10 protein-coding genes are annotated in these 13,339 nt (G+C 50.5%); 1 reads left to right on the top strand and 9 read right to left on the bottom strand.

Features of this window, described 5'->3' with window-relative positions:
* Positions 1–2: 2 nt before the first annotated feature.
* From F4Y39_14715 to F4Y39_14680, 8 genes are all read right to left on the bottom strand, one after another.
* Positions 3–1,949, bottom strand: coding sequence for a hypothetical protein (locus tag F4Y39_14715; protein ID MYC14971.1), 1,947 nt, complete (start codon positions 1,947–1,949; stop codon positions 3–5).
* Positions 1,950–2,201: 252 nt separating this feature from the next.
* Complete coding sequence (locus F4Y39_14710; GenBank protein ID MYC14970.1) at positions 2,202–3,161, bottom strand: D-2-hydroxyacid dehydrogenase; 960 nt, start codon at positions 3,159–3,161, stop codon at positions 2,202–2,204.
* The gene (locus F4Y39_14705) at positions 3,161–4,057 is read right to left on the bottom strand and encodes a phytanoyl-CoA dioxygenase family protein (GenBank protein ID MYC14969.1); all 897 of its coding nucleotides are present in this window, start codon (positions 4,055–4,057) and stop codon (positions 3,161–3,163) included. The genes F4Y39_14710 and F4Y39_14705 overlap by 1 nt, the downstream gene beginning before the upstream one ends.
* A gap of 110 nt (positions 4,058–4,167) precedes the next feature.
* Complete coding sequence (locus F4Y39_14700) at positions 4,168–4,602, bottom strand: VOC family protein (protein MYC14968.1); 435 nt, start codon at positions 4,600–4,602, stop codon at positions 4,168–4,170.
* Between the two features lie 2 nt (positions 4,603–4,604).
* Complete coding sequence (locus F4Y39_14695) at positions 4,605–5,738, bottom strand: hypothetical protein (protein ID MYC14967.1); 1,134 nt, start codon at positions 5,736–5,738, stop codon at positions 4,605–4,607.
* A gap of 15 nt (positions 5,739–5,753) precedes the next feature.
* Positions 5,754–6,824, bottom strand: a complete 1,071-nt coding sequence (locus F4Y39_14690) for a modification methylase (protein MYC14966.1) — start codon at positions 6,822–6,824, stop codon at positions 5,754–5,756.
* 38 nt (positions 6,825–6,862) lie between these two features.
* Positions 6,863–7,519 carry a hypothetical protein gene (locus F4Y39_14685; GenBank protein MYC14965.1) on the bottom strand — a complete coding sequence of 219 codons (657 nt, stop codon included), beginning with the start codon at positions 7,517–7,519 and terminating at the stop codon, positions 6,863–6,865.
* 21 nt (positions 7,520–7,540) lie between these two features.
* Positions 7,541–8,707: a Gfo/Idh/MocA family oxidoreductase gene (locus tag F4Y39_14680; GenBank protein MYC14964.1), complete on the bottom strand. Its 1,167-nt coding sequence runs from the start codon at positions 8,705–8,707 to the stop codon at positions 7,541–7,543.
* Between F4Y39_14680 and F4Y39_14675 the strand changes: the two genes are divergently transcribed.
* Positions 8,682–9,938, top strand: a complete 1,257-nt coding sequence (locus F4Y39_14675; protein ID MYC14963.1) for an enolase — start codon at positions 8,682–8,684, stop codon at positions 9,936–9,938. The genes F4Y39_14680 and F4Y39_14675 overlap by 26 nt on opposite strands.
* A 95-nt stretch (positions 9,939–10,033) precedes the next feature.
* Here F4Y39_14675 and F4Y39_14670 read toward each other — a convergent pair whose 3' ends face one another.
* Positions 10,034–13,222 carry a TonB-dependent receptor gene (locus tag F4Y39_14670; GenBank protein ID MYC14962.1) on the bottom strand — a complete coding sequence of 1,063 codons (3,189 nt, stop codon included), beginning with the start codon at positions 13,220–13,222 and terminating at the stop codon, positions 10,034–10,036.
* Positions 13,223–13,339: the final 117 nt, after the last annotated feature.

The following is a 13,339-nucleotide window of genomic DNA, read 5'->3' as shown; positions in this document are numbered from 1 at the left end:
GGTTAATCCGAAAACGGAATGCTATGCCCCTGCCCCGGAAACCAGATCATATCGACGACAAACGAAATACCAGCCCCTACAAAATGCCCCATAATAAGCCCGATAAAAAACGGCCGACCAGTGCGATAGGCGCGAATGCCGCCAAGCCGCAAAACAATAGACTTGATCGCCCAGGCGAGAAAAATTGCAAAAATGACATTATTCACAGGATAAACCGGCCCGGCAGCAAACCCAATCGGATGCAGCGGCCACCACGAAACCCGATAGCGCAAGATCATCAAGAGCAGTGTTACTGCAGCACCAATACCCATATACATAATGGGCAACCACTGTACCGAAAAGGGATCTTTCGACTTCTTGACCAGATTATCCCAGGGAAACCGCGCGAGACCCCCGTGAAAAATACCCCCATAATTTGCGGCGCCATTCAAATAACCCATATAAATCGTATAGGCAAATGTAGCCACCACCCCTGCGGCCATCGCCAGAACAATGGGAATAATCAACCTCCGCTGATTGACCCGAATAGTATCGTAAAGCTTTACAGAATGGGCAAGCGCAGGCATGATCGTGGTTTTGGTATCGCTGCACCAGGAATACGAAAGCGCGATAGAAACCTGCGTCTGCTGCGAAAGCACATCTGATCCCATCACAAACATGGCAAATGGTTGCGGCATCAGAGGGGCGCGGATAGAAATCAGTCCGGTCTCTGCAATAACCCGCGTAATCCCCAGATACATGACCAGAGCACCAAACAGAAAAATCGGGATATACTTAAACGCCATGCCCGTTGCCAAATGCCAGACAACCAGATAGGCAGAGCAGGCTATAATGCCAAAAACCGCTGTGCGATAAGAAACGATCTCATCGGAATCGTCAACCGAATCATCGCGATAAAATGCCTTGCGAAAAACCCCACGCAAATGCCCGCGCGCCATCCAGAAGCCCACGAGTACCACCACGATAAACGCCCCCATGGACTGCGCGCCCATCGCCAGCGGCCCTGTGGAATACTCCTCATCTGTACCGGCTTTTAGACCAAAACGATTAAAAAAGCCATTTTCCAGATTGGTCAGAACATTGAACACCCACAGACTCAGCGAAATATCCAGGTTGATAAAATACCCAAAGCCCACAACCATTAGATATAGCCGCACGGGAATAGGGGGAAATTCGCGCCCAAACTGAATACTCGCAAAGCGCCAGGGGATCGTCGGAAAAGTCGGACTAAAATAGGAAATGACATTCCACAGGATAATACACAACGTAAGACTGAAACCCGCCCAGAACAACGGGTTATTCATAATGGGAATTGGAAAAAAGCCCCGCCTGTTGTCCTCTTCCATCACGGCTAAAGGCATTTCCATCAGCGGATAATCAATGCGCTCGTGCTCAATCCACTGCTTTCGCAGAATAACCATTAAAAAAAGGCAGCAGCCATAAAAAGCTGCAATCACAGTCATCCACCAGAACACGGGCACAATCCACGCATCCCACGGCACGGGAACTCCGCGCGGTAGCCCTTCAAAAAACCATCGCAGGGGTTCGCCCGCGGGCAGGATAGACCACTCTTGCAAATAGGGTTCGTAATAGGTCGCCCACTGATTCTCAGGTGTTGCCAGATAGTACGGCACCGTAAAATTGGCGATCAATTTTCCGACAAAATACGTGGGCATAGTCGCGCCAATCAGTGCCATAGAAAACATGACAATAAGCTCGCCCCTACTCAGCTTGAGCGGGCGCAAAAGCACGAGCGCGATCACAACAATGGGAAAAACAGCAGCGACTGAAAGATGGTTTTGGTCCAACCTCGTAGTGTGAAGAATAAATCTCGCGTAAGACCCGGCAATCGTCGCCATCACCGTGAGAAAAGTACCCAAAACGAGTGCGCGGAGTGTCACGGCAGGCCTGACAGATTCGGGAATGCTTACTTCTCTTGCTAAAGCCACTCAAAAACCTCCTTCTTACCTTTCTGACCGCCTAATATAACGCCTTACGGGGGTGCTGCCACACAAAAAACGCCCTTCTCCCGATTCGGTGATCCCAACACAGGGATTCCTACTTGAGAGAAGGGCACATGACCTCGAGTCACCCTTGCCCGAGACCATTAAATAATAGAATTATACTGAGTAATACACCTCAGTGCATGCTTCGTTGTAAATATCAATATATTTGTAACATTGTGTCAAGAGAAAACGTATTCAATACCCCTTATTTTTATCGATCACACTCAGCATATCTTCCCCATTCAGAAAACGCCGCAAGTTTTCGCAAAACAGATTCACAATGCGATCCTGTCTATTGGGAGACCCTCCCGCAGTATGCGGTGTGATAATAACATTGGGCATATTCCACAACGGATGATCGTCTGGCAGTGGCTCTTGTGGCGTCACATCTAACCCCGCCCCGGCAATCTGTCCGGTTTCCAATGCCGCAACCAGAGATGCGTCATCCATAATTTTACCCCGCGTGACATTGACCAGAAGCGCGTGACTCTGCATCTTTTCAAATGCCATGCGGTCAAAAATCCCGCGCGTTTCCTCTGTCAACGGACAGCAGACCACCACGATGTCAGACGCGGATAAAAGATCGTAAAAACGATCCATATTCCAGCAGGCCTCTACACAGTCTGGCACCTCGACATCTTCTGGATCAACAGCTATAATTCTCATGCCAAACGCATGCGCTCGGATTGCCACATCGCATCCCGTGCCACCCAACCCCACAATCCCCATTGTTTTATCGATCAATTCCCACGATGCGTGGCGAATGGGCATACGCTCATTCCAATCAGCCGTTCTGATCGCGCGCGCAATTCCCCGGGTCAATCCGAGCAAAAGAGCCATCGCGTGTTCCGATAAATGAACGCCCACAGTGCCCTTTGCACTCGTCAAAATCACCTCACTATGGACAAACTCGGCATACATCATGCCATCGACGCCCGCGCCCCAGGTCTGCACCCACTTCAAGCGTTCGGCGCGTTTGAACATATCGCGGCTCATGCCTCCAAAAATGATATCAATTTCGGGCATAATTTCCAGCGCATCATCACTTGAATCGGGGATAATCAGGTCGATATCCCCAACCGACGATTGAATCTGCACCAGGTGGTGATCGTCCAGGCGATCGTTAATCAATACCTTCACAACTGCCTCCTGCATCAAGTAGATGCCAACTCAAATTTTTCAACTGTGGTCATGCGTTTGCGCCGATGCAACGCAACGTGATCGGGCCAAACGCCATAGTCTCGATCAGAGCCCGTTTCCCGATCCAGAAAGAGCGGAAATTCACTTGCTGCGGGCTTGGTCCTCGCATATCCGCCATTGTAACTTCGCATAATAATGCGCTGTTCGCGGTTGAGCGTGGCGAGCCAATCGGGATCGCATTGGTGCCTGTCCGCTTCGCAAATCCACGACGGACAATAAGCCAAAAAGATATTCTTTCTCACGATATCCGTATTATTGGGCGCCACGCGATGCCAGGTATTGCAGTGCATAAATGTCATCGTGCCGCGCTTTGGACAAATTACTTTTTCGCCGGGGACTTCATCATGGGTATCGTAAAAATCAAAATACTGCCCCTTGTGGCTGCCGGGCATATAGACAAAATTTCCCATATCTGGCTCGGGAAGATCGGTCAGCCAATACGCCACTTTGATTTGTATGGGCAAAACCGGTGAAAAAACGCCATAGGGCAAAGCGCGCGCGCCATCGGGATGCCACTTGTTACGACTCGTATCGCGAGGACGCAAGAAAAATTGGGAAATATGGAGCTTTAACAATTCGCCATACACATCGTGCATAAAGCCGATGTGCCGAGGGTGATCAATTAACTCGGCAAATTCGGGATACCGTTCCACGATATTGTTTGGCCCAAAAAATTTCGCGGGATCGTATTTTTCACTGCGGGTAGCTGCAGCATCCATCATCTCGATATAGCGATCGCATTCCTCGTCTGTCAGTGCGTCTTCCACAACGAGCATGCCATCCTCTTGAAATTCGTCCCACTGATCCCGCGTAAACCCCGGCGGTGCCACGCGATATTTCTGTTCTGACATGCCAAATCTCCTCTATTATCCGACACAAATAATCAATAATGGGTTTCATAACCTATCTTAACATAATGCAGATGCCATCCTGAGACAAGATAGTATTATCGCCCTACCTATCAGCGCTGCCTCGCCTGAACAAGTTCAATACTGACACCATCGGGTGCGGCGATATAGCATATCACACCGCCGCTGCCGGGGATAAATTCCCATGGCTCAACCACGAACTCTACTCCCCTATCGCGCAACACCTCGCAATATGCCCGCAAGTCGCCACAGTATGTGAAACCAAAATGATCGGTACCGTATTCGTTATGGCTCGAATAATCCTCAAAATCTCGCATCGGCGCGGGTTTGGACGGATCTTCACCGAGGCGTCTTCCGCGGATCAGAAGCGTCGTCCCTCCCAGACTTACCTTGATCTGCGGCGCGGCACGAAGCGTAATCTCGCCTTTGATCTCTGCACCTAATTTATCCACGTACCACGCTGCCGAAGCTCGCGGATCCTCGCTGATGATATGGATGTGATCAAATGACAACTCATTTCCCACCATACTCAATCTCCTTCTGGACGAATCAAATTTCCCACCTCATGTGAAACCCCAGAATTTTCCATTATATTACCCTGAATCAGAATCGGGCGATTCGTACCGGTTTGGTCATTCACAATTAGTTCCACATTCTGAAAATGATTGCCAGTAACCGCCATACCCGCCCCAGTAAGCCAAAGCGGCAAGCGCTCTGCCCCGTCCCGTCCCCGAATCACATTCCCCGTAATAGACGTATCAAACCCGCGCACATCCATCGCCAGACCCAGCTTGCCGCCTTGATCCACCATAACAATATTGTTAGAAATCACATGCCGCTCGGAATCTGCCCAGGACCGAAAAGCAATATCCAGGTCGCCGCCCTCTCGCACATGCACGACATTATTTGCCATAATAATCGAATTCCCGCGATCAGAACCCACCGCCACATGTGTGCGCCCGGTAATCTCTACAAAATTTCCCATCACAAAACCCGGACCCTCCAGAAGCTCCACCGCATCGGAATGGGCATTGCCCAGCCGGTTATTCACCACCCGCATATTGGGCCCATCAAGCATAATACCCAGCCTCTGCGCGTTCAGCACCGTACAATTCTCAATCGTAATATTGTGCGTCGGCTCCGGACAGGACCCGCCCGGCTCTGCACAAAATGCTTTAATGCCATTATACTCGAACCGCCCGTGCGAAATATTCACAAACTCCGCTCCATTATACGGGTTCTGATCCCGATTCTGATCTACCCAAAGATCTCGAATCACAATATTTCCCACGCCATTCCCGATAATGCGGATTACATTGGTATTCTGATCCGGCGCCAGAATCAACCGCGTGGCTGCACCCTGCCCCATTAGCGTCACATTGCTGCGGTCAATAATCAATCCCCCGAGCTTATCTTTCACCTTGCGAATATCATACGTCCCTTCCATCAGCGTCACCGTCCCACCGGATGCTGGCAGCGCGTGAATCGCCGCGTAAATCTCCTCCTGATCACCCATTCCATCGCCCACAAAATCGGCTGCAGCTTTTGATTTTTCCGAAGAACTCTGCGTTGCAACAATCATTGTTCTACCCTGTATTTGAGATGGTTGGTGAACTACAAAAACCAGCACCAAAAACAACGCTATATATGTAAACCGATCCATAAAGCGCCGCGCACCTCACTGCTTATTTAAACAGAACAGATACTCCTGCACTTGATCTGCTTTATAAACCCGGTTCTCCCGATCTACATCTGCCCGAAAACGCTGGTAATCCCGCGTCATCAAATCCGCCTCTCCGTATTGCCCCATCGCCTGCAAAATTTCATCCTTACCCATAATCCCCTCGCTATTATAACTGAGGAATACATACTGCGCCGATGTCTTTCTAACCATCTCCTCAAATGCGGGTAACGCCCGCCTCTTCATACAAAAATCCGATTTTTGGTCGTCCTGTGGACGCAGGCCCGTCACGCCTTTTAAATTCGGATCATCGTACCGCGCAATTGTCTCAAGCACATGGTAATTCGCACAGTACTGGCGATGATTATAGGGCGGATCCATATACAGCACATCGCAGGACAGACGCTCGACCAACGCTTGCCCATTCACATTATGTACTTCGTGATCTTCATCGCTCTCGACAATACCAAGCCGCTTCAATTGCAGGGGCTTCATCGCACTCTTCTTGACATGCTTCAAAAATGCACCATAGACCGACGCCGTATTCGCAACCCGGTCTGCCGCATCTATCAAACTCGCCAGAAGATAAAAATACTCATCCTCCGTCAATTTGCCCGCCTGCCACCAGTTTTCAATCTGCATCCGAATCGCATCACACCGCCTGCCATTCTCATCAGAGAAATACTGTCTCTTAAACTCTGTCCCCTCTGTCCCTCCTGGGCAATAATTTCGATAGATAAATCCGGACCTTCCATCCAAAGTATTGAGATATTCCAATACAATGTCGGTTGCGTCGCAAATTAGTGTTGTCGGAACTATTTTTCCATCATCCAGAACGCCATCAAATGCGGGTACTTGACTAATGCCTACAAGTGCGCGATTGAGACAAAAGGAGTAGTATTGGATATCGTTAGCGATAATCTTAAAGCCCTTCTGCTTAAAATGCGTCCCCACAACACCAGTGCCAGCAAAAACATCACAGAACACCTTACAATCTGAATTTACATTTTTTAAAATACCCTCCTCAAGGAAGTAACGGAGAGAATACTTGCTACCGATGTAATTCATGTGTCCCTCATTTAAAAACTGAATATCGGATTAGAACGTTATTGGTTTCGAGCGATAAGCTCATTCAAGCTTTGTCGCCACTTATCTGGATTATACCAAAAACATCCGTGACAGCCCCTTTCGTTGTCTGCTGCGATATATTCTGGCCAAGTCGGACCACCTTGATAAAAATACTCAATACCAATAAATGTGCCCCGTTTACCTGTTTGCACACAATTCTCACAATAACGGCTTTTCCAGAGATTGTTCTGCCGTGTAAGAAGTTGAAATTTTTCAAATATCTCTTCATCAGACATGTCAGGATCGTTCATATCTTCGGGACTTGACCATCTTACTTGTGGGAAGCGGTGATCAACCTCTAACTGAGCGGATTGGTTCTTTCGCTGTGTAACTGCTTCGATATTATTGTAAAGCCGTTTCACTCGTCTCTTCAATCTTTCTGGTAATGTCGAACGTACAATTACATCACCAGTAGGTATTGTGGAAACCAGCCTACGATGTACTGTTTTGTATCCACATGTTTGGCAAAAAAAATTCCCATTTTCGACTTCATAGCCATTCTGTCTGATGATCTGAATTGGCTTTGCAGGCTGGGTTCCTGGTAGCTCGTGCTTTCCACAATGCCACTCTCCATCGCTCAAAATTTGAAATGTCTGGTATATTTGTGTGCCTTCGTTAAATGGTATATCTGCCATCAATATCTCTCTTTTTTTAAATCACACATTCACAAACTCCTTGAGCGACACAATCCGCCCGGACTCTGAGGAAATGCCCATCCCCTCGACCATCGCCACAGTCACCAGATTGTTGCGCCCGGAAAACTCGGGTTCTTCACCGCCATTTATCCACGCGACAAATTGATTGACAATCAGATCTGTCGAAGTAGGACCCGCGTCCAGAGGCAATATTTCGGGATCGGCCTTGCGGCGCGTCAAAACGAGATTGCCACCCTCAAGGGAAAGCGTACCTTCATCCACATCCACCCGGGTTTCGCCACCCGATTTATGCGGTTCAAAAGTCGCAAAATAGGTCGCAGTCGCTCCCCCATCAAATTCCACCCACCCGGAAACACCTGCCCCGCCTTTATATGGACTCCAGGGCGGATTAAAGCTATGTGCCCACATCCGCACGGGCAATGCGCCCAAAATATATCGCATGGTATCCAGATCGTGAATCCCTCGCTCCCACAAATAGGAATGATCGTCGTGACCCGAATGGTGTACCCCCTTGCTGCGCCAGCCGATTTTGGTGAAAAGCCCAAAACTCGCCTTGCCATACGTCTCTTCCCGCAAGTGGCGCGATAGGGTCATCGTCGCCGGATTGTATTTGGCATTCTGACTCACACCCACTTTGACCCCCATGCGGTCGGCTTCGTCCACAACGTACTTTGCCGACGCCAGAGTTTTTGTAAATGGCTTTTCAACCAGAACATGCTTACCCGCTCTGGCCGCTTCCAAAATCATATCCGCGTGGGAATCTGGAGGTGTGATAACGATCACACAATCCGATTCCACATTGTTCATGGCTTGTTCAAGCGTCCTAAAACACCGCGACTCGGGCAAACCCGACACTTCCATAGCGGCATTCATATTGCCTTCGTCAACATCGACAAAAGCCACACTTTCCACGTCATCTCGCTCGGCAAACATAGCAACCGGCCACTTTCCCCTGCCGCCAACACCCAGATGAATACACTGCACTGCCATACATCGCCTCCTTGAATTGTTGATGGATAAGATCGCGACCAATATAAACCAACTTTTTACCCCATGCACGTTTTCTTTCTCCTGTTGTACTTGACATCGAATACTATGTGTCATATTGTGCGCTATATCAACTTTTTCCCAGAGGTAAGCCATGAAAATCAAAACCATTGAACTCATCAATCTCGACGTCCCCTTCACGCCACACAGCCAGAAACACCTCGGCTACTGGCTTCCCCACTGGCGAATACACCAGGTTTGTCATATCACACTCGAAAATGGCGTTGAAGGATGGGGCGAAACCATACCCAATTACACCTGGGCCAAAGTACCAGGCGATATTGAAGACAGAATCGTCGGCAGACCTGCCGCTGAATTAATGTGGGATGACAGCCTTGGCGCTGGCGTACAGATGGCTCTGTTTGATGCCATAGCAAAAGCGCAAGATGTTCCTATATATCGCCTGCTGGGCCCAAAAGTGCGCGACTGGTGCCCAATATCGTGGTGGAATATGGACATGCCACCCGAAGGATGGGCGGAAGAATGCCGACAAGCCGCCCAGGCGGGATATACCAGTTCAAAACTCAAAGCCCGCCCATGGTTTGACCTGCACGCAGCCATTCAGGCCGTTCAAAAAGTAGTTCCACCCGGTTTTCACCTCGACCTCGACTACAACGGCACCCTTGCTAATTCCGCCAATGCAATCCCGCATCTTCGAGAATTGGAAGCCTATCCCGAAGTGGCGATGATCGAAACGCCGATTCCGCAAAACGACGTGGCGGGCAACAAGCAAATCAGAAATTTGATTGCGCGGCCCATTGCCATGCACTACAACAATCCGCCTATTGAAACGACCATGAAAGAAGATGTCACCGATGGTTTTGTCATCTGTGCAGGCGCCTCGCGCCTTCTCAAACAAGCATCCGTATGCGAGCAATGGAACAAGCCCTTCTGGCTACAACTCGTCGGCTCTGGCATCACAACAGCCTGGGCAGCGCATTTGGGCGCGGTCCTCCCCCAGGCCAAATGGCCGGCCATTACGTGTATGAACATCTGGGAACACCAACTCATAAAACCCGCGATTGAAGTTCGAGGCGGCTTTTACCGCGTCACTGAAACCCCGGGCCTCGGCGTAGAAATTGATCCCGCCGCATTGGAACAATACGCCGCAGACTATACCTGGGTCGATCCTCCTCGCCACCTTTACGCGTACCGCAGAAAAAGCGGTGAAGTTACCTATTACGCCTGCACAAAACAGGACATGCACCACGTCTATCCCGAAGATTCCCAGCCCATATCAGAACCCGACTCATCACTCGATGTTATTGAAGACGACGACACAGAAGCATTTGAGAAATTGTACAGCGAATCAAAAAAGTCGGCCGTGCGAAAAAAAACACGTGAGGCGTGAAATCACCTCACGTGTTGTGTGCATATTTGGTCAAAAAAGCCCGTCATCACGACTTGACGGGCTTTTGTATTGTACTCGAGGATGCCTCTCGGATATTATAAACTCCCGAATTGATATGTAAGGCCCAGCTTCAACCGCCGCTCTTTGGGATCGTGCGTGAAGCCATCGTAGGCTTGTTCGATATTCACCAGAGGTGGCCTGGTGCCGAGCAGATTCATTCCAGAGAATGCGATATTCACCCCTCTGGACACATTCCAGAGAAAACTCACATCCCATGTGACAAACGAGTCAATAGTACCGAATAAATTTCTAATAGTATCATTATCGGATCCCATTGATCCCCGGTCCTCATAAGACGAAATATAGTTCAGATAGCTCACGAGGCTGTAGGTTTTCCAATGATAGCCCGCCGATACTCGCCCTTTCAACTTGGGAAGCGAAGTCGCAATGGGATTGCCAAAATTCAAGTACCCCGCAGCGTCTGCCGCATCCTGGAGCACCAAATTGCCATGCATCAGAGCCTTTGTTTCATACGACAGCGTATAAGTGCCATCCAGACTGGCCGCGAATTGCCCTGTACCCGCTGGTATCCGCGTGCCCAGATGCACATCAATTCCCGAAGTCTTGACTCCCGGCCAGTTGACGATATCAACTCGCACCCGCTCGAGTTCTGAGGCCGCACAGGTGCCAGTGCCTACCCCATCTGGACAGACAATGAATTGCTTCAGGGCATTCTTATTGGCTTCATCGGCATATAAGTCGGTAATCCTCCCGTGGGGCATAGCACCGATTACATCCTTGAAATCGTAGCTCCAATAGTCGAATGTCGCTTCAAAGCCTGCCTCTGTCACCAGCGCGAGACCCGCATTATAGGTAAATGCCTGTTCGGGTTTGAGGTCCTTGCTCCCGATTCTATCGACCGTCTGGTACGCACCCGTCTGGTTGATCCACTCGAGCGTCGATAACGGGCTTTCGTTTACATCGTCCAGCGATGGCGTGCGAAATGTCGTCTGCACCGAGCCGCGCATAAACAGGGAATGAGTCGGGGATTCCAAAAGCTGCATGCGCCAGCCGACCTTGGGATCAAAACTGCTCGCCACATCGTGGAACTCGTAGTTCGCGGCGAGTTGCACATCAACGCGCTCTCCCAGGCTCAGGGGAATTTCACCAAAAAAGCGGTGTACTGTCTGGTCTTCGGAGTACGGCCGATTCACATTCGTGAACGCATAGGGACCGAACTTATCTTCCTCTGAGCAACCCTTATCACCCGGAACTGGACATGGGTTGATGGTCACATCACCCGGATCGTTCGGATCGCCAGTAGCACTGAGCTTGCGGAACTGATATCCGGCGGCATAACTCGCGTTGAGCCAGACGTTCTCTGTCCATGTTCCCGTCAGCGTCGCATCGGCGACCAGGATATCCGCGGTACTCTGTAGATCGACTTCCTGATTAGCGAGCCACTCCCGCAATTCGGGACTATTCGCAAGATCGGGACGATAACCGGGATTCGGCGAGTTCTCAAAATTCGAGCCATGTTGATCCGTGAACTCGATGGCATTGCCGAAGGGGTTGTAATACTCGCAGTTGCCCTGCCCTGCTACCTGGTCGTAGATCCGTCCGAGTCGCATCCCTGCCAGAGACGTCGGATCTGCTACCACGTCAACGCCGCAATTTGGTCCCCCAAAACCGCGGAAGCCGAGGAATAATCGCTCAATGTACACCCCCGGCAAATTGTAATTGCCCGCAGTGCGCGAATAAGAGAGACCCACGTCAAAATGGGCATCTCGACCGCCGAACGCCTTAAAATCGCCATTTGCCGAAGCCGCCATGCGCAAAGTATTCGATTGACGACTCAACGTGCGCCCTGGCCCCGAGTTCCCGAATGGCCGCCCATTGAAATACCAGTTCTCGCCGCCCCGACAGGCGTCGTAATACAGATCGCCGGGATTTGCACCGTAATCCTCGCAAAATGCCTGCCGCCCCGGATGATCGGGCGCGACTTCCATAATACTCGTGTCTGTCAGTGGGAACGGCGGATACGAAGGCGTCGTGTACCAATCGGGGATCTCAGCCTCGGCCCACAGGTACTCCACGTGATAATTCGTACCACTGTCCAGAGTGCCATTGAGCTCAGCAAAAACACGGATATGGCTCATTTTTTCGACCAGATTCTCATACTGCTGATAGCGGAAGCGACATGTCCACGATTCCCGAAAACCGCCAAATTCCTCACAACGGGGGGCGTGGATGGCAGCGGTCCACGGAGCTGGCGCACCAATGGCAAAGGTGCCGGGATTCCCCAAACTCGACCATCCGAGACGTTGCCCTCCGCCATGCCACGGCTGCAACAAATAATCCCTATCAGTAGATGGTAGCGCCTGGCGTCCCATCCATTCCGCAGAAATAACCGCATGAGTTCCTTCGGCGAGTTTTTTACCCCATATCGCGCCTATATTTGTATCGCCAGCGCCTTCGAAATACTCGTGGGCACCCGAGACTTCAAAACCCTCAAAATCGGATCGGGTCAAAAAATTGGCGACGCCGGCCACTGCATCTGATCCATAGATAGCCGAGGCTCCCTCCTTGAGCACCTCAATCCGGTCAAGGGCGATAGAGGGAATAACATTGACATCGACAAAGCGCCCACCGATCAAGCGCGCCGGAACATAGGTCTGTCGGCGGCTATTGATCAACACCAGGGTCCGCGAAGCTCCCAGTCCACGCAGGTTCACATTGGCAATACTCTCCGTAAGCGTGGCAGCCTGACCCGCATTGTACCAACTGCTCCGCTCGCCGATCACGCCGTGGCTCGCACCCAGATTTTTAAAGAAATCAACCGCCTGTGGAGACCCTTGCTCTGCCATCTTTTCTCGCCCAACCACAGCGACCGCATACGTCATACTGATGGGCGCCTCCTTAAACGCCGTACCAGTCACAACCACTTCATCCAGATAAAGCGCGGAGGAATTCATCTGCAACGCAACCGTCACGGTTTCTCCAGCCGTCACAGTAATAACCGCTGTCGCGGTCGCATAGCCGATCAGATCGGCTCTCAGTTCGTGTGCCCCAGAAGGCACATTTGGAATGGTAAAGCGACCTTGCTCATCTGACACTACTCCCAGTTTCAGAGTCGGGATGTGGACCTGAACCGCTTCTAATTTATCTCCGCTTGTAGCGTCGGTCACTGTACCGGTAATAGTTCCAACAGATTGCGCCTGGACCACGCCAGAAAGCAATCCCACACATACCAGAATCGGAATAAATCTGTTCAAGAAAAACATTGGTCCTCCCTTTCTGTTATTTCAACTGTACCGCAGAACTTCAGATAGTTTTAGGGGTTAGAGACTCTTTAAAAAATATGTTGAAATCCTCCCAATGCCAAATTCTTGCCCGGAAAT

It is taken from the genome of Gemmatimonadota bacterium (assembly GCA_009838845.1).
Classification (GTDB): Bacteria; Latescibacterota; UBA2968; order UBA2968; family UBA2968; genus VXRD01.
The sequence above is the reverse complement of the archived record's forward strand: the minus strand, read 5'-3'. Positions and strand labels throughout refer to the sequence as shown.

Excerpts from the sequence above, each read along its gene's own strand:
- F4Y39_14710 (MYC14970.1), bottom strand. The coding sequence starts at position 3,161 with ATGCAGGAGGCAGTTGTGAAGGTATTGATTAACGATCGCCTGGACGAT.
- F4Y39_14705 (MYC14969.1), bottom strand. The coding sequence starts at position 4,057 with ATGTCAGAACAGAAATATCGCGTGGCACCGCCGGGGTTTACGCGGGAT.
- F4Y39_14700 (MYC14968.1), bottom strand. The coding sequence starts at position 4,602 with ATGGTGGGAAATGAGTTGTCATTTGATCACATCCATATCATCAGCGAG.
- F4Y39_14695 (MYC14967.1), bottom strand. The coding sequence starts at position 5,738 with ATGGATCGGTTTACATATATAGCGTTGTTTTTGGTGCTGGTTTTTGTA.
- F4Y39_14690 (MYC14966.1), bottom strand. The coding sequence starts at position 6,824 with ATGAATTACATCGGTAGCAAGTATTCTCTCCGTTACTTCCTTGAGGAG.
- F4Y39_14685 (MYC14965.1), bottom strand. The coding sequence starts at position 7,519 with ATGGCAGATATACCATTTAACGAAGGCACACAAATATACCAGACATTT.
- F4Y39_14675 (MYC14963.1), top strand. The coding sequence starts at position 8,682 with ATGAAAATCAAAACCATTGAACTCATCAATCTCGACGTCCCCTTCACG.
- F4Y39_14680 (MYC14964.1), bottom strand. The coding sequence starts at position 8,707 with ATGAGTTCAATGGTTTTGATTTTCATGGCTTACCTCTGGGAAAAAGTT.
- F4Y39_14670 (MYC14962.1), bottom strand. The coding sequence starts at position 13,222 with ATGTTTTTCTTGAACAGATTTATTCCGATTCTGGTATGTGTGGGATTG.